We start from the raw sequence: 21,151 nt of genomic DNA on the forward strand, positions 1-21,151 counted from the left end.
AGGGACAGTGTCTTTAGTAGAACGATTAAAAAATAAAGAAGAACAGGCGTTACAACAATTAATGGAGCAATACGGAAATATTCTCCTTCGTACAGCGGTGCTTTTAATGAGAGATCGTCAAATTGCTGAAGAAGCCGTTCAAGATACATATGTAGTAGCTTTTCAGAATATTGACCAGTTGGAGTCTGATGAAAAGCTAAAGAGTTGGCTTATGAAAATCACTGTCAATCAATGCAGGACGCGAATGAGAAGGTGGAGTTGGAAACATATTTTTTTGAAAAAAGAGGCTGATAGTTGGGAGAACGTAATTGATGAACGTGACGGTGAGCCTGAATCGTTATTGATGACAAACTATGAAAATCAATTATTGCATCAGCATATACAGTCACTCCCTTATAAATATCGTGAAGTGATCACCCTTTATTATTTTCAAGAACTATCTATTAAAGAGATTGCTATACTTCTCGATGGAAATGAGAATTCAGTAAAGACGAAATTGCGACGGGGAAGAACGCTTTTGAAAGGTTCATTAGAGGAGGGAGGAGAAAAGGATGAAACGGTTTGATGAGCAAAAAACGTTACGAAGACAATTAAACGAAGAGCTTTCTTCATACGAGTTTTCTAGAAAAGACGAAGTTATGAAACGAACACACCCGAAATCATTTGGTGAACAGTTTAATAACTGGTGGAATAAAGAAGTGACGATTCCACTCCTTCCAGTTGGAATGGCTGTCATTCTCCTTTTTTCAGTCGGAACAGGTTCAATGTTTATAGTTGATAATAAAGACGATGCCAAAAGGATCATGGTCGAAAAAGGCGGGAATTTGTTTTGGAGTGATTTAGTAAGAGATGAGGGGATGGATGAATGAAAGTGAAAATGAAAGTAAAACACTTATTCATGCTACTTATCACTTTTATCTTATCTCTTTCAGTCATCATCATTTTTGTTGAGCCTAAAGTGAAGGAATGGCAAATAAACAATCAAATTGCAAGTGGAGAAATTGAACTTGCCAAAGCAGAAATTGTTTCTCGAATTGAACGAGACAATCGTCAAAGCTTATCGCTCATTAGAGATTATATGATCGAGCGGGAGCGACCTGGTACGTATGACGTCTATATTGGACCAGCGACTAAAAGTCGTTCGGGTGCGTATGACAGATTATTTACGCTTCATGAAATGGAACCGTATATCTTGCATTACTTAGAGAAAGCACCGAGAGATGGGTATTTATTGCCTGCCGCCGAGGTTTTAGTTCATCATTACCGGAGCACCGGAGAATTTGAAAAGGGAAATGATATCCTAACAGCACTGATTGCTGAATTCGATGAAGGCAGTTATTTATTTCATCAGATGACTCTCCTATGGCTTAATCTAGCCGTTTACACAGGGGAAATTGAACACACAAAAATGTTGTTAAATGATTATCGCAAACATGTAAGTAGTGTTTATTATCAAGAGTATTATTATTTACTTGAACAAACGGCGAACAAACAAGTCCAATCTGGAAATTTAGATGAGGCAAAGCGTTTTATAGAAGAGGAAATTCATGTTCAAGAGAAGCTTGCTAAAGATGGTGCGGACCATTTTTTTGAAAGCAAATATTTTCAATCATTAGTTGCTTTAAAAGGCGACCTTAAGGAGTATGAGGAAGAATCATTTTCAAAAGTGGAAGGTAAGGTAGTAAGAGATGATGGTACCCCATTAAGAAATGTTGCTGTTTATTTACGTGATGAAAGAGAAGTAAATCGTTCTGTTTCTCCTCATGAAAAATATGAGGCGATTACAAACCAAGATGGCGAGTTTTTTTTTACGAATGTAGAAACTGGAAACTATCAAATTCATATTGGCATTGACTTTGAGCAAATAGACGGTTGGACTTGGCCAGTCGAGACATACGACTGGATCGAGATTAATGATGGTGACCATATAACGTATGACGTCGAGCTTACACCACTCATTGATATTATCGAACCGACGAATTATGCGACGGTTGAAGAGGAGAAAGTTTCATTTAGGTGGGAGGAATATCCTGGAGCGAAAACATATGAGTTAATGCTTTATGTAGATTATGAAGGTGGATCATTCGGAGCGCCGTTTTTATTTGGCATTGAAAATGAAGAAGTTGTCATCCCAGTTGAAGAACTATATGCAAAAACGGTAGGAGTTATCTTTTTAGAAGAACAATTAGAAGATCATCTACATGCTCCTGAAAATACATTAGCTTTTTCAAATCCAAAAGGGACGTTCTCATGGTCGGTAAGAGCATTTGACGAACAAGGTAAATTGATCGGGCAAAGTAATGGGTATCGCTTAAAAGAAGAAACAGTCGGTGAACTGCCATTTTTCCATTTGAAAGAACGGGAATTAATAGAAGCCGATATGTTGCTTCTTGATGGTAAGGTTGAAGAAGCCTTAAACGAGTATCGGGAAAATGTAGAGGACGATGATAGAGACATCCATAGTTTACGAATGGTGACAAGAATTAGGGAGTCAAATCGCGATTCAGACAGTGAGTTGCTTCCGTATTATTTGAAACTCGCTGAACTCGACTCATCCGCGGAAAATTTGTTAACCGTTGCAAAGGTCTATAACAATTTAGGTAAGTGGGAAGAAGTAGAGGAATGGTTGTTGACTTATAAACAGCAATTAGATGAAGGAGTCCAACCGAGTTCATATGTGCTAGGGATGTTAGGAAAAAGCCTATTCATGCAAGAAAGAATAAATGAAGCAAATGATACCTTTTCTCGAGCTGTTTCAATTGATCCTGCGAACCGTTTTATCGGTTATTATTTAGTAACCGAATTATACATGACTGACGATGTAGAGGAAGTTGTGCAGATTGCAACAAACAATAGAAGGAGAGGACTATCGCTAGACCCGACAAACTGGGAGTCGATCGTATCACATTTAGAGGGAGTCAATCATGAGGACATACAGGAAGTGATTAGATTATATATAAACGGTAAAGATGACCAAATAGAAGAATTACTTGATGAGAGAGGCTCACGTGGCTTACCTGGGCTTGTTAGAGGGCTGAACCGTCTAGAATAAAATATAAAGCAATCATGACAGAAGCTCGGAATGCAACATTGCATCCGAGCTTTTCATAATAATTACGACTGCTAAGGTGACTCACTTTGTTTGTTTCTTAGTTTTTCCCAGTTGATTTCCAGGTGCCTGGCACCTGGAAATCAACTGGAGTTTACTAGGGGCTTTATGGTGTATAGTTAGGGTGAATGTATTTAAAAACTGAAAGAACAATGACGAAAGCGGAAAAATTCATAAATGCTTACAATGTACTGTACAAGACTCCAAATTGGGTAGCGTGCTCGAGTTCATCGACCATTGCAAAGAAGAAGGTGTCTTTTACTACTTGGTCAGTAGTTGAAAGTTGAACATCACGATAAAATTCAGCCGCCTCTAATTCACCATGCAGGGCCATTAATATTCCGTCTTTATACGTATCGTATTGTATAGGTTCAATTTCATACTCCGTTTGATTGCCAGTCAAATAAACATACAGTTTTTTTAATGCCTCTAAATGCTCTAATTCATCATCCCGAGCATGTTCAACAAACTCATGATGCAAGTCGTCAGGTGTTTCATTTAATAACCTTGTGTAGAACTCAGCTGCTGTTGCTTCATCAACAATTGATTGGTAGACATGATCTCTGATTTCACTTTGTGATTGGTCCCCGAAAATAGGAACATATGGAATGTTTGTACCACGATTTATCTGGCGGGAGTTTCGATGCATTGGATAAGCGTGCGGTGCGGGTATAAAAGGATAATAGTAATACAAGTGCTATCACCTCTTTCATCAGGTCATCGATGATAGCCTATGTAAATGAATTGGAAATGGTTACTAGTTCATTAAGTAACATTGGACGCCGGAACTTTCATACTTCCGGAAAATATATGAATATGATCGTTAGAAAAGGCTTCCTAAATAAGACAAGCTGCCGACGATATCATTCTGTCGACAGCTAATAATTAAGGAGGGCTATTCTTCATCTTGAATACGGACGGTTTTCTGTTCTTCACCATACATTTCAACGGTATCTTCATCCTCATATATTTTTACCCAAAGGCCTTCTCCTTCTTTGAAGTAGTAAGTCAATTCGTTTTCAATTTCAACAGGGTATACCGTGTATGTTTCACCGTCTGCTGTTACTTCTGTTTCAGACGTTGCTTCATCGTAAGTGAAAAATAGCTCTTCAACTGGTTCTGCTTCATCAAGTAAATACTCAATCATTGCTTCTTCCCAGTTATCTAAATGTAAGATAGATTCAATTCTTTCAAAGTCTGTCTCATCAACGACACTACGAATTATCGTAACTTCATCATCTTTCACTTCAAACAATTCATACATTGTCACAGCGTGGGCATGATGCCCATAGCCGAGTACATAATCTGTCGTTTCACTCTCGTAAAACGTTCTCGCTTCAGCTAAATAACCCGGGTGATAAAGACTAAAATTTGAAAAAACTTCGTATTTATCTAATGGCTCAACAGAATCACCAACCGGCTCATCTGTAACATCATCATTTTCATCTTTTTCCTCTGTTGTTACATCATCTCTTTCTGTATCCTCAGTCGTTATCCCAACTTCATTTTCATCAGGTTGAGGGTCATCACCAGCAATTTGAGACGGATCTTCGTCTGGCGAAGTAACGATAAAGAAGGCTAATATAGCAGCTGCACTTACACCTGCAATTCCTGCAGCAAATCGTTTCATAACATATCCTCTCCTTTTCTTCCTTTCACCTTGACTTGCAAAAGCCATGATAGACTGATGTAGTTCTCTTTTTTTCGCATCATCTAAGTTTGGCTTTGCCATTTCACGTAATTTTTTATCTAAATCCTGATCGTTATTAGTCACTATATACACCTCCTAGTTCGTCTTTTAGCTTTTTGTGTAGCATATTTTTTGCCCTATGATATGTGGAACGAACTTTACTTTCACTCCAATTCAAAACCTCAGATGTTTCCTTTACGGAAAGGTCCTTAATTCCCCGTAAAATGACAACGTCTCGATAATTGGACTTTAACGTTTGAATGGCTCTATAAAGCTCTTGATTATCTTCGTTTAACTGAATAAGGTCTGCGGGCGTTTCGTTGTCTGCTGGCTCATGTTTCGATTCGAAGGTTAAATAATCTTTCCATTTGTTCCGACTCTTTTTACGGATTTCATCAATAGCAGTATTTCGGGCAATCGTAAATAACCAAGTTTTTGGTTGGGCATTCCCTTCGAAAGAGTCAAGACCTTTCATTGCTCTTATAAAAACTTCTTGAACGACATCTTCAACATCTGGAGAGCCGATCCGATATAGTAAAAAGTGGTATATATCATCGCTGTATTGATAAAACCAATCTGAGATGATTTGCTCTTTGGACATTACATTTTCCTCCGTATTTTGGCGTTCTATATAATTAGACGATTCATCTGTGTATTTATCGCACTTATCTTTGAAAAAAATATTTAAAGATAGAACAATCTCTGTAGGAACGAATTTTTATTACAGTTACAATGAACGAGTTAGCATCATTATGTGTTGATTAAGTATTATGATACGAACTACAAAAATTGAGAAAGTGAAACGTAAGCGGATATAAGGGGAGCTAGTCTGTATTTATAGAAGAATGATCATGAAAGAAAGACTACAAGTAAAAAATGACTTAGAACTTCATATTCTAAGCCATTTACTATGAATGCATAAGGTATTAAGCTGCATGCTGTAATTCTGTTTTTCTGAAGTACCATTTTAAGATCGGAGGGACAAATAATATAATTAAAAATAAGCGAGTGAGCTGTAAAGCGCTGACAATTGCCGGATCTCCACCGACAATCGAAGCGGTGAGCACCATTTCAATCAGCCCGCCAGGAGCAACACTTAACATTGCAGTGGCTAAATTAAGCGATGTCATTTGAGCGAGAATAAAGCCAAGCCCAAATGATAAGAGAATTAACGTGAACGTAATCACTGCATAAATGCCACAATATTTTCCACCTAATTTTAATTCTTCGAAGGATATTTTCATCCCCAACCCAATACCGACTGAAACTTGACCTGCAATAAGAAGAGCAGGAGGTACAGTAGCAAGTTCAGCTGGGCTCACATTCATAAGTGCCGTAATGACGAGTGGGATGATAACAATTCCAGCAGGTAATTTGTCTTTTAACGATACCCCGATAACAGCAGGGATAATAAACCATAAGTATTTCCAGCCTTCAAAGATAAATGGTTGATTCAGGAATGAATCGCCCGAAGCAGTTCCAGTTGCAGAGAACGAGAAAATGATGAGAGCGGGAACGGTGAATAGGACAGTTAGTAATCGTACCGTTTGAAAAATAACAACGAGTGAAGCTTTCGCATTTAAAGATTCACTTGCTATGACCATTTCAGTGAGTCCACCTGGGATGGAAGCAAAAGTACTTGTAATTTTATCAACATTGATCCATTTAGTAACGACCATACCAAGTAAAATACTGGCAAAAATTAAAATGATCGTTACGATGACAAAGGGAGCGAAGTATGGTCCCATCGTCATAAACGTTTCTTTTGTAAAATATAGACCAAAGTAAATCCCAAGTATGGTAAGGCCGATATTTTTTACTGACTCAGGCCAATAAACTTTTCGCTTAGTAAACCCTTGCCAAAGTAAAATAAAGGTTAAAGCTCCTAATACCCAAGGTAAAGGAAGGTCTAAAATGGAAAATACGTAGCCACCAATTACTCCTATGATAATCGGCTCGATAAGTTTAACAACTATGTTGTTTTGATTCATGTTGAAGACCCCTTCAATCATTTAAATTAGTAATATTAAAATTGTATCACAATTTTGGGAATCAGGTGGAAGGGGCTGCTTCATGAAAATCACTGTTCATCAAAAGACTGCTTTTTACGAACAGAGCCATCTTGATCGTGAACAATTAAATGAGTCCCTTTATTTTTAGCTATTTCAGTTGCTCGATCCACAGCATCCTGTTTTTTCTTAAAGACTTCAGACGGTTTCTTAGCATCTTCAGCTTGTACCGCCCAACCTTCTTCATGAGATAAGACGTGTTCTCCTTTATCAAGTAACTCAGGTCGTCCAGACCTGTTGTCTTCATCTTGCGAGCGCAATTCATTGTCACTCTTTTGGACCATCATATTCTTCTCTTTGTCATTTGCATGACTGTACCACTCTTTTCCCTGTTCAATCGCGATAGGAATTGCTCGGTCCTCAGTATAACCTTCATTAATCATTGCATTAGCGATCTCTATTGCTTTCTTTCTTATCCCTGTTTTTAAATTTTTCATTGAGCTTGGATAATTATTCGTATCCCATGGCATCGCTCAGTCACCTCCAGTGATTGTTTGGTCGTTGTATACCACAACTTTATGGAGGATAAACTAGAAGAAAAACACGTCATGTAGTGAAAAATATGCTGTTTTCTAGAGTCTAAGGGCTTGAATTAATGGGGAAATCTTGAGATAATAACGAACGGCATATTGAAAAGAAGAATAAACGTTTGTTTAAAGATAGGCACGATTGTGGTAAAGGAGATCAAATCGGAGGTAATCCCCGATAATCTTAAAGCTTTTATGTGGCAAGAGAAAAAGAAAATCCGCAGGAAATGCCCAATCTTAATATAAAGCTCATCTTTAACAGAGCCTAAAAAATAAATCATAAGTATTGAAATGAGTGGTTCAAATGAATAAACCTTCCATTTATGGATTAACGTTTGACCAGTTGACAGACTGGTTTACAGAACGCGGACATAAACCTTTCCGTGCCTCACAAGTATGGGATTGGTTATATAAAAAACGCGTAAAAAGCTTCGAAGAGATGACAAATATTAAAAAAGATACGGTCGAATTATTAGAAGAGAACTTCGTGTTACAAACATTAGAAGTACATTCTAAGCAAGTCTCTAAAGACGGGACGATGAAGTTTCTTTTTAAATTAAGTGATGGGAACTTAATTGAAACCGTATTAATGAGGTTCGATTACGGAAACTCGGTTTGTGTAACGACCCAAGTTGGTTGTAACATTGGTTGTAGTTTTTGTGCAAGTGGTCTATTGAAGAAAGACCGTGACTTATCTAGCGGTGAAATCGTCCAGCAGATTATGAACGTACAGCACGCACTTGATGAGAATGGTGAAGACGAACGAGTGAGTCACATCGTTGTCATGGGGATTGGAGAACCGTTCGATAATTACACGAACTTAATGAATTTCCTCCGCGTCGTTAACAACGATAAAGGACTTGCGATTGGTGCTCGTCATATCACTGTTTCAACAAGTGGGATCGTTGATAAGATTTATAAATTTGCTGATGAAAATCTCCAAGTGAATTTAGCAGTGTCACTACATGCACCAAACAATGAGCTTCGAACAAATATTATGAAGATCAATAAAGCATTACCGATTGAAAAATTAATGGAAGCTGTTGATTATTATTTAGAAAAAACGAACCGTCGTATTACGTTCGAGTATATCTTATTAGACGGGGTGAATGATAAACCGGAACATGCACATGAATTAGCCGATCTTCTAAAAGATAAGAAACGTCTCACATATGTGAACTTGATTCCGTATAATCCGGTAGACGAATATATTCAGTATAAGCAAAGTAAAAAGGGATCAATTTTAACGTTTTACGATATTTTAATGAAGAACGGTATACAGTGTGGTGTTCGTCATGAGCAAGGCTCTGATATTGATGCCGCTTGTGGACAGTTACGTAGTAAACATATGAAAAAAGATAAAGAAACAAAAGCAGCGCGCTCTAAAACGAACGTGTAAGGCGCGAAAAAGGGTGACCCATTCAATTGGATAGGTCATCCTTTTTGTTACCAAATGAAAAGTGATGAACAAATCATGAAAGTGAAAAAACAACTCGTGAAAACGTAGAAAATCAACTCAATAAGAAATCAAGAAAAAAGTGAAAAGCGCACTCAATAAGTGATGACCGCTTTTCACAATTATTTCCGATATTCTCTTTTAGTACTTCTCTATTCTTTATCACCCTCAAAGAGGTCTAATACAAAATTTTTCAAGTCGACAAATCGCCGTGAATCAGGTTCAAGGTCTGTTCCAGTAATTACTAATGCTGTTAGGAGGTCGTTTTTATGAAGGCCACCATGTTCACCACCATCTTCATGCATTTCAACCCCATCAGTATAAAAGGAGTGACCAGGCTTTGCAACTAACACTAATTTTGAACCGTCATGACTATTTAAAGATGTTTCTAAATGATTTAATACATCCGGATAATCGGTATACGATATTAGTTTATCATCGTGGTCTACAAGTAATTTAACAATCTCGTGATTTCCTTCGATCTTCCATGTTTGATCATATCGGTCGGAAAATTCACCGTCTTTTTTAAAGCGTAAGACTCCTTTATGATCTGGGCTTAGTACTTCTACCCATTCATCATCAAGCCATGCAATCAGATCGATGCGTGAATCGTTCATAGCATGGTTGGATATTATCGGAAGAATACCTTGCTCTTGTACATCATAAATATAGCTCATACGTTGATTAACCCCAAATGCAATGTCACCACGACTGGCAGGTTGGCCCAATGGAGAAATGAGATAATCCCCTGCTAAATTTTCAAGGTTGATGGCTAGTTCCTCTTCAATTGCGGAAAGTTTGTCTGCACCATGATCACCTAATATGATAAATATGTTCTCTTCAATTGCTTGTTCCCAACTGTCATAACTATTTAACACATCCTGTAAATACTCATCGGCTTGTTCGAGACCACGTCTATAATGAGGTCCGTGTTTATGAACTTTTTTGTCATTGTCAGGAAAAAACATGAATAAAAAGTCTGGTTGTTCCTCGTTTTCAATTAGCCCTTGGACTACTTCCATTGAATAACGATCTCTTAACCCGAATCGGTGAAAAATGCCGTCCGTAAATGGATCTCCTTCGATTGACTCAGGACGTGTGAATTCACCAAACGCTAATGTCGTAGGACCTTTCGTTTGAATTTGTTCAGGGAGGTCTGTTAAGTTGTTTGTTACTTCTGGCAAATGCAGAGTATGTTCATGGTTGCCTCGGTATAATAATGTATTAATCGCTCCACTTGAAAAACCTCGTGTATCTAACTCTTCAAAAATTGTTGTAACGTTTTCGTTTAAATGGTCATTGTTTAAGTTATAAAACACATCGTAAATGCCTTTTGAAAAACCATTTTTCATCCAAAACTCTGGCGTTGTTCCATAATTTACGATTCGATCTTCATCTTTTTTAAACCACGATAAACCTGGAACTTGATGTTTATCAGGCATTTCTCCAGTCACTAACGTACTTTCTACGGTTACAGACATACTTGGAAAAGGAACAACAAGGTCTTTATAATATTGTCCATGTTTGATCAAGTATTGAAGTGCTGGTACATTTCCTTCCTCCATGCTTTTATTCAGCGATGACCCCATCATTGAATCGATCATGACCATAATTACTTTTTTGTTGGAAGTTGTAATAGATGTATCATAAAAAGGATCAACTGTATTCTCTTGGGAGTCAGGGTTTTGACAAGAACTTAATAAAAGGATGAAAAGCAATAAAAGCTTCCTCAAGTTCTTTCATCTCCTTCCGTAACGAATAGAATACGATCGTTATCCGAGCTTTTTGTTTACTTCAAGTTCTTTGTTATCTAGCACTTCAACGTCATTTGTCGAACTTTTTGCTACTTCTTTCGTTTTCTCAACGAGTTTCTTTATATTCGGATACGTCTTTTTCGCTCCTTTAATTAAAAGTGGAACTCCGATAAAGTCGATATGAAGTCTTCTTGAAAACAAGCCGCCAAAAGTCATTGAAAGAGGAACGGTTGGCGAAGCATTAGAGAGAATAACTTGCTCATGTTTTTCTCCATTTTCTTGTAAAAGTAAAAGTAAGTTTTTCATTGCGGGAACTAATGCTTTAGAGCGGCCCCTGCCAATCGTATATACAAGGTTTTCTTCATTATCCTTCCCATGAAAAATGATCCTTCCCATATCTTTTGTTTTAAGTTTATTAAATGTATCAATACCTAAAATCTCTTCTTTTGTTGGTGTTGATTCAGGAATTTTCTTTAAGTGATACGCGGCAGCTAGAGCGGAAGAGTGAGTGCCACCGTAACAATTATAAATATAGATCATAACTTTTGCTCCTTATGAAATTATTCATTCATTCTTCGTAACCGAGAGTTACCACCTTTTTTTAATAAACGATTCTATTTTCCTTTTTATTATTATTTGTATCGGTTCATGTTCTCGACCAATGGGTGTAACAAGTGCTGTTTTCATATTAAGGAGTTTGCCACACCATACATCTGTTAATAGTTGATCTCCTAAAAATAAACTTGTTTTTTCTTTTGCACCTATTGACTTCATCTGTTTTCGAATTTTTGAAGGCGCTGGTTTTTGGCACCTTCCAAACCCAGTAATATTGAATGGTTTACAAAAGCGATCGACTCGCCCCTGACTGTTATTTGACACGATTACGAGTGTTACATGATTTTCTTTTAACATCTCAATCCAAGCTTTTAAATCATCATCACCGGGCTCATCATGGATTGCGAGGGTACTGTCTAAATCTGAGAAAATCGTTTCGATTTGGTTTTCCTCGAGCCAATCTTTCGTAATATCAGAGAAATGATGAAGCTCAAAATCAGGCTTAAAGTACTTCACGTATAAACACCCTCCACATTATTTGTAAATATTTACGCTTTATTAAGGTATTTAAAGGTTGTACTACTTTACTGTTTATTATTAGAAAACAAATAGACGTTTATGTACGGTGATGCCTTTACGACTTGGAGCATGTGATCAAACATCACATATTTCATTTTTATGAATTCACAAATTGACAGTCACAGACAACCTTCGACGTGCATATAGATATTGTACGAATGCCTAGAGGAGGTGTAGTCCGTATATGTCTAGTATCTTCGCAGCTATAACAGCCTTCGTAAAAGAACTATTCGTCTTTGTTTCATTTGTAAAAAACAATGCGTTCCCACAGCCGTTAAAAGAAAAAGATGAACAAGAATACATCAAGAGAATGAAGGAAGGAGACGAAGAAGCAAGAAACCTTCTTATTGAACATAACTTACGGCTAGTCGCACATATTGTAAAGAAATTTGAAAATACGCGCGAAGAAAATGAAGACTTAATTTCAATTGGAACGATTGGATTGATCAAAGCAATTGAAAGTTACTCACCAGGAAAAGGAACAAAACTTGCCACATATGCAGCGAGGTGTATTGAAAATGAAATACTCATGCATCTACGCGCATTAAAAAAAGTAAAAAAAGATGTTTCACTACATGACCCAATCGGTCAAGATAAAGAAGGGAACGAAATTAGTCTCATTGATGTACTACAGGCAGAAACTGAAGATGTCGCAGATTTGATTCAGCTTAATATGGAGAAAAGACAAGTGTATGAATATATTCACGTATTAGATGAGCGGGAGAAAGAAGTGATTATCGCAAGGTTCGGTCTTGACTTGAAAAAAGAAAAAACACAACGAGAAATTGCGAAGGAACTAGGAATATCTAGAAGTTACGTTTCAAGAATTGAAAAAAGAGCCCTGATGAAATTGTTCCATGAGTTTTATCGCCACCAACGGAATGTGTATCAAAATAACCAAGATCTATAGATTGTCACTACAAAGTGCCAGAACCCTGAAGGGCTGGCACTTTGTCATGTTGAGGCTTCATTTTGACTTGGATAGATGGACGTTTAGTTGTAAAACTTAGTACTAGTTAGCAATTTAAAGGGCGGTAAAAAGTATATGATCTATTTATTATTATTCGTTGGATTTGCCTTATTAATAAAAGGGGCTGATTACTTTGTTGATGGATCAGCAAATATTGCTAAGCTGCTACGTGTACCACCACTTTTAGTCGGTCTAACGATTGTTGCATTTGGGACAGGTGCCCCTGAAGCAACAGTTAGTTTTATTGCAGCTTATGAAGATAGCTCAGATTTAACCATCGGAAATGTAGTAGGGAGCAACATTTTAAATATCGCTCTAGTCGTTGGAGTGACAGCCATTATTTTTCCATTAAAGGTTGAAAGAGCGACGATAAAAAAGGAAATTCCTTTTACCTTTTTGGCTAGTATTGTTTTACTTGTTTTAATGAGTGATCAATATTTACAAGGTACTTCAATCAATATGATTACGCGAAGCGATGGAATCATCTTTTTACTGTTTTTTTCTATTTTTTTATACTACGTATTTGAAGCAGCCCGAAACAGTCGTGACAAAGACTTTGATGAGATGACTACTGATGCAAGCATAGAGCAATCATGGACAAGAAGTTTATTAAAAACAGTTGTGGGTCTCGGAGCAATTGTTTTTGGAGGGTTTTTAGTTGTTGAAAACAGTACAATCATTGCCTATATTTTTGGGTTAAGCGAAACGTTAGTTGGTCTAACGATTGTTGCAATAGGAGGTTCTTTACCAGAATTAGTGATATCAGTTACAGCAGCATTAAAAAAACAAAGTGAAATTGCATTAGGAAACATTGTCGGGAGTTCGATCTTTAATATATTGTTTGTTTTAGGTGTGGCTTCGATGATTACTCCACTACTTGTCGATTATAAAATTTTTTTCGATGCAAGCGTAATGTTAATGTTAACTGTTTTATTATTTATTTTTTCAAAAACAAAAAGTACCGTAGGTAAACTTGAAGGACTAGCCTTAACAATCGTTTACATCTCATATCTTGTGTACATCATATATAGAAATTAAAAAGGGGAACGCAATATTCTTAAGCAGTTCCGTTTTCGAGGTGAAAAACAATAAACACAATAGAAATGGCAACACGTTTAACATTTAGTTTTTCATATCCGTCTACAAGCGGACGCTTTCACCTCTAGGTACAAGTGCGACATTCGTAAGGCCTGCCTGCGAAAAGCGAAGGGATTTTTGAACGGACATAATGACTATTCATTGGCTCGCTTACTTGTGAAGTCGATGCTAGTCGCTGGAGTCGCCGCCTATCACTTCTTCGAGTTATAACATCTATGCGAATATAGCAAGATTTTATCATATTTTTTTCTTTATAAAATGATGAAATTAGATCTAAAAAAGACCATAAACATCAAAGATGCTTATGGTCCTCAAAAGCTGATTGAATTATTGACCTAACATCGCATCGACTTGGTCTCGATTCTCTTCAATCCACTGCGCAGCAGATTCTTCAAATGGAACATCGTTATGTTCAAATTCATACATCATTTCTTCTAAGTCTTCCACTTCAATGCTCCATTGTGACATAATGTCATATACCTCTGGAAATTTCTCTTCTAGACCTTCGTATGATAAAACATATACATTGTCGTACTGAAAGTGTCCTTGTGTGTCTTCTAAAAATTTAAGGTCATATCTCGAAAACATTGCGTGTGGACGCCAACCCGTAATAATAACCGGTTCTTCTTGTTGCATTCTTCTATCTAAAGTACTTAACATTGCTGCTTCACTTGAGGCAACCAGTTCGAATCCTTCTAAATCATAGTCTTCATCTTCAAGAACATCTCGAGAAAGTCCTACAATACCTGCTCCTTCAGCTATTGTAACAATTTCACCGTCAAACTTATCTGCTTTACCTGCTAAATCATCGATCGTATTTTCTTCAACATATTCCGGGACAACCCAACCTAAAGGAACATTCTCATAACTTGTAGCTACCATTTGTAAGTCATCTTGATATTCATCCCAAAGTGCTTCCTCTGTATAGGGAAGCCAAGCATCCATAAATAAATCAATCTCTTCATTTTGCATGCCTTGGAAAATCATTGGTTGATCTAATAACACAATATCAACGTTATATCCGACTTCTTCTAAAATTTGTTTCGCTATTTGTGTGGGAGCTTCGGTACTTGTCCAAGCCGTTTGTCCAAATACAATTGTATCGGCGTCTCCAGCTTCGTCAGCCGGTGCTCCGCATGATGCCATTGTAAGTATAGAAATAAGTATACAAAGTTTTTTGACATGTTTCATCATTGTTTATTCTCCTTTTTCTTTATTGATTATTTTTTGAAATTGTTCATCCATGTTCTCCGCTGTAAAGTGTAAAGAATCTACTTGAGCAGGTTTCCAACAGTCATAGCTACCACCTTGGATCTTCTTTACGATATTTTCTGTATCATATACTTTTAAGTTATAGATCCAATTTGCCATCGTTAAAATCGATGATTTATGTGCACCTTCATTGGACGCTGAACTAATATCGTGAATGAGATGGATATTATAATCGCGAAAATAAGCGTCAAAAACGGAAGTCATTAGGCACCCGTCGGTAACGACCCCACCAATAAAAAGTTCGGTAACACCAAGACTTCTTAAAATGAGATCTAAAGGGGTTTCATAAAAAGCACTCCAACGATATTTATCAATGACGATATCACTCTCTTCAGGTTTTAGTTCATCAATGATTTCAATTTGATCTGTATTGGAATTATAAAAAAAAGGTGACCCGTCGTCATTGGAAGGTTCTCCTACCGATAATCCAATATTATCAACACGATTTATTTGACGTGTATATATGATAGGAATATTAGCAGATCTACATGCTTTAATTAGACGTTTTGTATGTTTAACAACTGCATCCATATTTACTAATCCGAAATTCGATTCTTTTTGCAAATCGATTAAAACTAATGCTGTTTGATGTTTTTGCATGAGGAAACCTCCAAAAAATAACTTTCATTGCTAGAGATTATTGTAATCAACCTCAAATTTAATATGTATTTTGAAAGAATTAAATTAATTTATTGAAATTTCATATTTACTGATGTGAGATGCTATACATTTGGTTTTGAAGGGGGGATGGTTGTGGTAAACTGATTAATGGACAAATATGAAGGAGGAAGATCTTTATGCGCTTTATTGATAATGAAAATATTACAGATCCACGAGTTAACTTAGCCATCGAAGAATACGCGTTAAAAAATTTAAATATTGATGATACATATTTGTTGTTTTATGTAAACGAGCCATCAATCATTATCGGAAAAAACCAAAATACAATTGAAGAAATAAATAAAGAGTATGTTGATGAGAAAGGGATTCATGTTGTTCGCCGTTTATCAGGTGGAGGCGCTGTTTATCATGACCTAGGAAATTTAAATTTTAGCTTTATTACGAAGGATGATGGAGATAGTTTTTCTAACTTTCAAAAGTTTACGCAACCAGTGATCGATGCCCTTCAAAAGCTAGGTATAGATGCGAAGCTTAGTGGAAGAAACGATATCCACGTAGGGGAACGAAAAATTTCAGGGAATGCACAATATTCTACGAAGGGGAGAATGTTTAGCCACGGAACGTTAATGTTAGATTCAGAAATCGAACACGTTGTAAATGCCTTAAATGTGAAGGATGAAAAGATCCGCTCTAAAGGGATTAAGTCCATTCGTAGCCGTGTTGCTAATATTAACGAGTTTTTAGATGAGAAACTGGCAATGGAACAATTTAAAGAATTATTACTCTCTTACATTTTTCATGAGCAAGACGTTGAAACGTACAAGCTTACTGAGGAAGATTGGAAGGGAATAGCTGATATCTCTGAAAAGCGTTATAAAAATTGGGACTGGAATTATGGTAAGTCTCCAAAATTTGATTTGCAACGATCAAAGAAATTTGATGCCGGGATGATTGATATTCGCTTAAATGTGAAGAGCGGTAAAATTACAGAATGTAAAATATTCGGTGACTTCTTTGGAGTAGGGGATGTATCAGACGTTGAAGAACGTTTAACAGGCGTACAATATGAGAAAAATGCGATCCATGAAGCATTTAGTGATCTTGATATGACTTATTATTTTGGCCGTATTCCAAAGGAAGGGCTCATTGAACTTATTTATTAAACAGAAGAAAGGGCTGTCTCATGTTGAGATAGCCCTTTTTCACTGTCTAAGATATTATTATTCTGCAATCGCTGCGTTTAGTGCAACCTCAATCATTTCGTTGAACGTTTCTTGACGTTCTTGTGACGTTGTTTCTTCCCCAGTAATTAGGTGATCACTAACTGTTAATACAGAAAGTGCGTTTACACCGAAGCGGGAAGCGATCGTATAAAGAGCAGACGTTTCCATTTCAACTGCAAGCACTTGATGGTTTGCAAGCATTGGTACCGTTTCTTTATCGTCATTATAAAAGACATCACTCGTATAAACACTTCCAACATTGACGCTCATACCGTTTGCTACAGCTCCGTCATAAGCTTTTTTCAACAAACCGAAATCAGCTGTTGGTGCAAAGTCAAGTCCGTTGAAGTAACGACGGTTTACACCTGAGTCAGATGAAGCACTCATCGCGATTATTACGTCACGAACGTTTACTTCTTTTTTTAATGCTCCACATGTACCAACGCGAATTAAGTTTTTCACGCCATAGCTATTAATTAATTCATGGACGTAAATAGAGATAGATGGGACACCCATACCTGTTCCTTGCACAGAAATGCGCTTTCCTTTATAAGTTCCTGTAAAGCCTAACATCCCACGAACTTCGTTATAGCAAGTTACATCTTCTAGAAAGTTTTCTGCGATAAACTTTGCGCGTAATGGATCTCCAGGGAGTAAGATCGATTCGGCAATATCACCTTGTTTAGCTCCAATATGTACACTCATTTCATTCATCCTTTCTTTCATGTGAAAAACGTTCCAATTTACGTTACCACAAAACGAATAGTAAACGCAAAACTTTTACGTGAACGAATCAATTTCATAATTCAAAATACGGTGGGAAATTCCGAGTGATGAGCGTGAACTTCACTTCAGACGGACGCTTTCCCGAGGGCTTGTCTTCAGCTAACTTAGGCTCGACAACTCTTCGCCTAAGTGGATCTTCAGACTGCGCTGATCCTCCGGGAGTCGCCGTCTTTAGTTACGTTCACTTCTAAAGAAAACTCGCCGATTGGCGAGCCTTTAAGGCGAAGACAAAGGCGTAGTTGCACTTATACTATACACAAAGAAATTTTCACTACGTCGAAATTGCTTCTTAGCTAAAATTTTATACATTCTTATAGTGTAAACAAAAGTTGGCTTTTCGTTAAAGAGGTTCTTAGTACTCTTCACCTGCGACGAGCAAGCGGAGCGGCGCAGGAGCAACGAGTATCAGCTTCGTCGAAATGACTACGACCTGCGACGAGTAACCGCAGGAGCACTTATTCTATCGACCATAAATTCTGATAGTACAAAAATAAAACGTATTTTTATTGAAAAAATTTATAATATCATTCGTTTCATTGCGCAAAAAACGTAATTATGAAATTGATTCGAACGTCAATAAATATAGTATAAATGAACAAAAATTTTTTTATACGTGGTAGAAAATGATTATAGATATGGTAAAATAAGGGGGATCTTGTCGAGGGATGGGGAGTTATATGTTAGTTAATCTTGCTGGCGAACTTGAAATAATTGGAAAAACTGTAGGAGACGATGTTGTTTCCGAAAGTGGTAAGTTTTTATTACGTAAAGGCACAACAATTACGGATTGGCAAATTCGAATATTAAAGAATCACGGTATTCAATCGATAAAAGTGTTGGATGAGCTTGAAGATCCACTTCGTTTACAAATCTTAAACGTTTTGAAAAATAAAGAGGATATTTCAAGCCTTTATTTTAATAATGTTCAAGAAATTAAACAACTTTTTCATCGTGCGGTGTCAAGAGAGGTCCCGAATTTGCAGAACTTCATGAAACCATTTACTCCACTGTTGGAATCAATATTAAATGGAAATGAGATCTTCCTTGAACTACATCATATAAAAGGTCACGATGAGTATACATATCGACATAGTTTAAATGTAGGATTACTCGCTGCAACAATTGGGAGGATTCTAAAATATAATAAGAAGAAAGCGTTATTATTAGGTGAGATGGGATTTTTGCATGATATTGGCAAGATGAAAGTTTCCCAAAATATTTTGAATAAACAAGGTCCATTAACAGATGATGAGTTCGAGCAAGTGAAAATGCACACGGTTTATGGTAGAGAAATGCTAGAACAAATCGCCCCAGGAAACAAAGCGCTTCAAGCTGGAGCTGCGCTTCATCATGAAAGATTAGATCGTTCTGGATACCCATATGGCAAAAAGGGTGATGAGCTCCCATTTTTGACACAAATTATAGCAGTGGCAGATACATACGATGCGATTTCTTCTGACCGTGTTTACCGATCGAAATTCTCGCCGTTTCATGCGTTAGATGAACTTGTATCAGAAGTATATAAAGGGAAATTAAATGGAGAAATTGTTTTCCCGTTTGTAAACCACATTTTAAGAGGATATATTGGAAAAAATGTGCTTTTAAATGATGGTAATAAAGGTACGATCGTTCATTTACATATGGAAGAGGTCAATCGACCATTACTTAATGTGTCTGGTGAATTTATTGATTTAAGAAAAACTCGTGATGTATCGATTTCTAATGTACTAATCAATGATAGTTAACGAGGCTGACATCGTCAGCCTCGTTTTAAATGGTGTGTTCTTATTTTTCTTCAGTGCCAAGTACACGATTTACACGTTTGCGAAGCATCTTCATACCGCCACCGCCAGCTTGGAAATGGCGTAATTTACCTTCAGCATCAAAAACATAGTATGCAGGTACGTACTGGTTTTCAAATGCATCCGTTAGTTTATGTTCAGAGTCAACAAACGTAGGTTGTGTAATGTCATGACCTTGTGCCATCGCATTAATGACGCTCATTTCTAAATCTTTTTCAGAACGAGGCATATGCACTGAAATCACGTTTAATTCATCTTCAAACTCATCACGAAATTCATTTACATCTGGCATTGCTTCTTTACAAAGGCCACAACTAACAGACCAAAAGTGAATAAGAGTAGGTTTGCCGCTTTCTATTAATTCTTCTTTTGTTACTTCTCCATTAATCCATTCCGTTGCACCAGTTAGTTCGGGCATTTCTTCACGTAGTTTCATAATCGAATCACTCCTCAATATATAGCTTTTACTGTTTCATTATTTTTTACACAGTGATGATTTATAGCGTCTTTTGTCCAGGTTTCCAGTTTGCAGGGCATAGTCCACCAGTTTGTAGTGCTTGTAATACACGTAACGTTTCATCGACATCTCGACCAATATTGTTATGATTAACAACAGAGTACATTAACTCACCTTCTGGACTGATGATAAACAAGCCGCGTAAGGCAATTCCTTCATCTTCAACTAACACTCCGTATTCGCGAGATACTTGATGATTTGTATCAGCCGCAAGTGGGTAGTTTAAGTCACCTAAACCATTATCATCTCGGTTTGTGTTAATCCACGCTAAATGTGTGTGTACAGTGTCAGTTGAAACACCGATTACTTCCGCATCTAAATCTTCAAATTCTTCATATCGATCACTCATTGATGTAATTTCTGTTGGACAAACGAATGTGAAGTCCATCGGATAGAAAAACAGGACTGTCCACTTATCATTTTTCATGTTTTCCTCTAAAGATACTTTCTTAAACTCTTTATTTGCCATAACAGCATCCATTTCAAATCTTGGTGCTTGTTTTGCAACCATACGCTTTTCAGACATGCTAATCTCTCCTTGTTATTTATAATAATTATTATTTAGTACAACTTATATTTTAATTGTTTTTATAAATAAGTCAATAGAAAAGTTATATTTATTAATCGAATCAATTTCATAATTCAAAATAAGGTGGGAAATTCCGAATGATGAGCGTGAACTTCACTTCAGACGGGCGCTTTCCCGAGGGCTTGTCTTCAGCTAACTTAGGCTTGACGACTCTTCGCCTAAGTGGATCTTCAGACAGCGCTGACCCTCCGGGAGTCGCCCCCTTTAGTTACGTTCACTCCTAAACAAAACTTGGCTTTTCGTTAAAGAGATTCTTAGTAAGCGAAGTGTGCTTACTTAGAAGCTCTTATGCTTTAGTGCAAGTCATTAATTAGGAACTTCGACTACAATCGATCACGTCCTGTGATCAACGCCGAAGTCACCACCTCCTGTGGAAGTAAGCCTTAGTTGCCACAAGCTCAACTCCTATGATTAAACGTCGAGTTGCGACGAGCAAGCGTAGCGGCGCAGGAGCAGTTACTATCGACCATAAATTTATAAATTCTGATAGTACAAATAAAACGTACATCTTATGAAATTAATTCAACTAAATAC

General features: G+C 37.0%; 21 protein-coding genes. 8 read left to right on the plus strand and 13 right to left on the minus strand.

The annotated features are described in order from the left end of the window. The first annotated feature begins 7 nt into the window (after positions 1-7). The 3 genes from LGQ02_RS06540 to LGQ02_RS06550 are packed head-to-tail and all read left to right on the plus strand — an operon-like array spanning position 8 to position 3,052. A complete protein-coding gene (locus LGQ02_RS06540; protein WP_226517402.1) occupies positions 8-565 on the plus strand; it encodes a sigma-70 family RNA polymerase sigma factor in 558 nt (185 codons plus the stop codon). Further along, the gene (locus tag LGQ02_RS06545; protein ID WP_226517403.1) at positions 552-869 is read left to right on the plus strand and encodes a hypothetical protein; all 318 of its coding nucleotides are present in this window, start codon (positions 552-554) and stop codon (positions 867-869) included. Before LGQ02_RS06540 ends, LGQ02_RS06545 begins: the two co-directional genes overlap by 14 nt. Beyond that, a complete protein-coding gene (locus tag LGQ02_RS06550) occupies positions 866-3,052 on the plus strand; it encodes a carboxypeptidase-like regulatory domain-containing protein (protein ID WP_226517404.1) in 2,187 nt (728 codons plus the stop codon). The genes LGQ02_RS06545 and LGQ02_RS06550 overlap by 4 nt, the downstream gene beginning before the upstream one ends. A gap of 238 nt (positions 3,053-3,290) precedes the next feature. Here the strand turns inward: LGQ02_RS06550 and LGQ02_RS06555 are convergent, their stop codons facing one another. From LGQ02_RS06555 to LGQ02_RS06575, 5 genes are all read right to left on the minus strand, one after another. After that, on the minus strand, positions 3,291-3,803 hold the full coding sequence (locus tag LGQ02_RS06555; protein ID WP_226517405.1) for a ferritin-like domain-containing protein: 513 nt from the start codon (positions 3,801-3,803) through the stop codon (positions 3,291-3,293). 201 nt (positions 3,804-4,004) lie between these two features. After that, positions 4,005-4,883, minus strand: a complete 879-nt coding sequence (locus LGQ02_RS06560) for a hypothetical protein (protein WP_226517406.1) — start codon at positions 4,881-4,883, stop codon at positions 4,005-4,007. Continuing rightward, a complete protein-coding gene (locus tag LGQ02_RS06565) occupies positions 4,876-5,400 on the minus strand; it encodes an RNA polymerase sigma factor (protein ID WP_226517407.1) in 525 nt (174 codons plus the stop codon). The genes LGQ02_RS06560 and LGQ02_RS06565 overlap by 8 nt, the downstream gene beginning before the upstream one ends. A 325-nt stretch (positions 5,401-5,725) precedes the next feature. Further along, positions 5,726-6,790: an AbrB family transcriptional regulator gene (locus LGQ02_RS06570; RefSeq protein ID WP_226517408.1), complete on the minus strand. Its 1,065-nt coding sequence runs from the start codon at positions 6,788-6,790 to the stop codon at positions 5,726-5,728. 89 nt (positions 6,791-6,879) lie between these two features. Next, positions 6,880-7,338 (minus strand): DUF2188 domain-containing protein, encoded by a 459-nt coding sequence (locus LGQ02_RS06575; RefSeq protein WP_226517409.1) that lies wholly within the window; start codon positions 7,336-7,338, stop codon positions 6,880-6,882. Between the two features lie 361 nt (positions 7,339-7,699). Here LGQ02_RS06575 and rlmN point away from each other — a divergent pair, with 361 nt between their 5' ends. After that, the gene (gene rlmN / locus LGQ02_RS06580; protein ID WP_226517410.1) at positions 7,700-8,794 is read left to right on the plus strand and encodes a dual-specificity RNA methyltransferase RlmN; all 1,095 of its coding nucleotides are present in this window, start codon (positions 7,700-7,702) and stop codon (positions 8,792-8,794) included. 209 nt (positions 8,795-9,003) lie between these two features. Here rlmN and LGQ02_RS06585 read toward each other — a convergent pair whose 3' ends face one another. From LGQ02_RS06585 to LGQ02_RS06595, 3 genes are read right to left on the minus strand one after another with little or no spacing between them, the layout of a single operon-like run. Further along, on the minus strand, positions 9,004-10,584 hold the full coding sequence (locus tag LGQ02_RS06585) for an alkaline phosphatase family protein (protein WP_226517411.1): 1,581 nt from the start codon (positions 10,582-10,584) through the stop codon (positions 9,004-9,006). Between the two features lie 39 nt (positions 10,585-10,623). Then, entirely contained in the window at positions 10,624-11,145 is a 522-nt protein-coding gene (locus tag LGQ02_RS06590; RefSeq protein ID WP_226517412.1) for a DUF3189 family protein, read from the minus strand. Between the two features lie 48 nt (positions 11,146-11,193). Continuing rightward, complete coding sequence (locus LGQ02_RS06595; protein WP_226517413.1) at positions 11,194-11,676, minus strand: YqeG family HAD IIIA-type phosphatase; 483 nt, start codon at positions 11,674-11,676, stop codon at positions 11,194-11,196. 247 nt (positions 11,677-11,923) lie between these two features. On the opposite strand from LGQ02_RS06595, the gene sigK reads away from it, so the two are divergent. Together sigK and LGQ02_RS06605 are read left to right on the plus strand one after the other, a co-directional pair. Continuing rightward, on the plus strand, positions 11,924-12,649 hold the full coding sequence (sigK, locus tag LGQ02_RS06600) for an RNA polymerase sporulation sigma factor SigK (RefSeq protein WP_226517414.1): 726 nt from the start codon (positions 11,924-11,926) through the stop codon (positions 12,647-12,649). Positions 12,650-12,784: 135 nt separating this feature from the next. Then, entirely contained in the window at positions 12,785-13,747 is a 963-nt protein-coding gene (locus LGQ02_RS06605) for a calcium/sodium antiporter (protein WP_226517415.1), read from the plus strand. A gap of 387 nt (positions 13,748-14,134) precedes the next feature. Here the strand turns inward: LGQ02_RS06605 and LGQ02_RS06610 are convergent, their stop codons facing one another. Together LGQ02_RS06610 and LGQ02_RS06615 are read right to left on the minus strand one after the other, a co-directional pair. Beyond that, positions 14,135-15,001, minus strand: coding sequence for a glycine betaine ABC transporter substrate-binding protein (locus LGQ02_RS06610; RefSeq protein ID WP_226517416.1), 867 nt, complete (start codon positions 14,999-15,001; stop codon positions 14,135-14,137). Between the two features lie 3 nt (positions 15,002-15,004). After that, positions 15,005-15,679 carry a cysteine hydrolase family protein gene (locus LGQ02_RS06615; RefSeq protein ID WP_226517417.1) on the minus strand — a complete coding sequence of 225 codons (675 nt, stop codon included), beginning with the start codon at positions 15,677-15,679 and terminating at the stop codon, positions 15,005-15,007. 197 nt (positions 15,680-15,876) lie between these two features. Between LGQ02_RS06615 and LGQ02_RS06620 the strand changes: the two genes are divergently transcribed. Then, the gene (locus tag LGQ02_RS06620; protein ID WP_226517418.1) at positions 15,877-16,863 is read left to right on the plus strand and encodes a lipoate--protein ligase; all 987 of its coding nucleotides are present in this window, start codon (positions 15,877-15,879) and stop codon (positions 16,861-16,863) included. A 57-nt stretch (positions 16,864-16,920) separates the two neighbouring features. Here LGQ02_RS06620 and deoD read toward each other — a convergent pair whose 3' ends face one another. Next, positions 16,921-17,628 carry a purine-nucleoside phosphorylase gene (deoD, locus tag LGQ02_RS06625; protein WP_226517419.1) on the minus strand — a complete coding sequence of 236 codons (708 nt, stop codon included), beginning with the start codon at positions 17,626-17,628 and terminating at the stop codon, positions 16,921-16,923. 746 nt (positions 17,629-18,374) lie between these two features. Between deoD and LGQ02_RS06630 the strand changes: the two genes are divergently transcribed. Beyond that, entirely contained in the window at positions 18,375-19,454 is a 1,080-nt protein-coding gene (locus tag LGQ02_RS06630; protein WP_226517420.1) for an HD-GYP domain-containing protein, read from the plus strand. Positions 19,455-19,494: 40 nt separating this feature from the next. On the opposite strand, the gene LGQ02_RS06635 is transcribed toward LGQ02_RS06630, so the two are convergent. Next, complete coding sequence (locus LGQ02_RS06635; RefSeq protein ID WP_226517421.1) at positions 19,495-19,947, minus strand: TlpA family protein disulfide reductase; 453 nt, start codon at positions 19,945-19,947, stop codon at positions 19,495-19,497. A gap of 61 nt (positions 19,948-20,008) precedes the next feature. Beyond that, on the minus strand, positions 20,009-20,554 hold the full coding sequence (locus tag LGQ02_RS06640) for a peroxiredoxin (RefSeq protein WP_226517422.1): 546 nt from the start codon (positions 20,552-20,554) through the stop codon (positions 20,009-20,011). Between the last annotated feature and the right edge of the window lie 597 nt (positions 20,555-21,151).

The organism is Bacillus shivajii, from assembly GCF_020519665.1.
GTDB lineage: Bacteria > Bacillota > Bacilli > Bacillales > Salisediminibacteriaceae > Bacillus_CA > Bacillus_CA shivajii.

Coding starts and splice junctions, on each gene's coding strand:
- LGQ02_RS06545 (WP_226517403.1), top strand. CDS start 552: ATGAAACGGTTTGATGAGCAAAAAACGTTACGAAGACAATTAAACGAA.
- LGQ02_RS06550 (WP_226517404.1), top strand. CDS start 866: ATGAAAGTGAAAATGAAAGTAAAACACTTATTCATGCTACTTATCACT.
- LGQ02_RS06565 (WP_226517407.1), bottom strand. CDS start 5,400: ATGTCCAAAGAGCAAATCATCTCAGATTGGTTTTATCAATACAGCGAT.
- LGQ02_RS06570 (WP_226517408.1), bottom strand. CDS start 6,790: ATGAATCAAAACAACATAGTTGTTAAACTTATCGAGCCGATTATCATA.
- LGQ02_RS06575 (WP_226517409.1), bottom strand. CDS start 7,338: ATGCCATGGGATACGAATAATTATCCAAGCTCAATGAAAAATTTAAAA.
- rlmN (WP_226517410.1), top strand. CDS start 7,700: ATGAATAAACCTTCCATTTATGGATTAACGTTTGACCAGTTGACAGAC.
- LGQ02_RS06590 (WP_226517412.1), bottom strand. CDS start 11,145: ATGATCTATATTTATAATTGTTACGGTGGCACTCACTCTTCCGCTCTA.
- sigK (WP_226517414.1), top strand. CDS start 11,924: ATGTCTAGTATCTTCGCAGCTATAACAGCCTTCGTAAAAGAACTATTC.
- LGQ02_RS06605 (WP_226517415.1), top strand. CDS start 12,785: ATGATCTATTTATTATTATTCGTTGGATTTGCCTTATTAATAAAAGGG.
- LGQ02_RS06610 (WP_226517416.1), bottom strand. CDS start 15,001: ATGATGAAACATGTCAAAAAACTTTGTATACTTATTTCTATACTTACA.
- LGQ02_RS06615 (WP_226517417.1), bottom strand. CDS start 15,679: ATGCAAAAACATCAAACAGCATTAGTTTTAATCGATTTGCAAAAAGAA.
- LGQ02_RS06620 (WP_226517418.1), top strand. CDS start 15,877: ATGCGCTTTATTGATAATGAAAATATTACAGATCCACGAGTTAACTTA.
- deoD (WP_226517419.1), bottom strand. CDS start 17,628: ATGAGTGTACATATTGGAGCTAAACAAGGTGATATTGCCGAATCGATC.
- LGQ02_RS06630 (WP_226517420.1), top strand. CDS start 18,375: ATGGGGAGTTATATGTTAGTTAATCTTGCTGGCGAACTTGAAATAATT.
- LGQ02_RS06635 (WP_226517421.1), bottom strand. CDS start 19,947: ATGAAACTACGTGAAGAAATGCCCGAACTAACTGGTGCAACGGAATGG.
- LGQ02_RS06640 (WP_226517422.1), bottom strand. CDS start 20,554: ATGTCTGAAAAGCGTATGGTTGCAAAACAAGCACCAAGATTTGAAATG.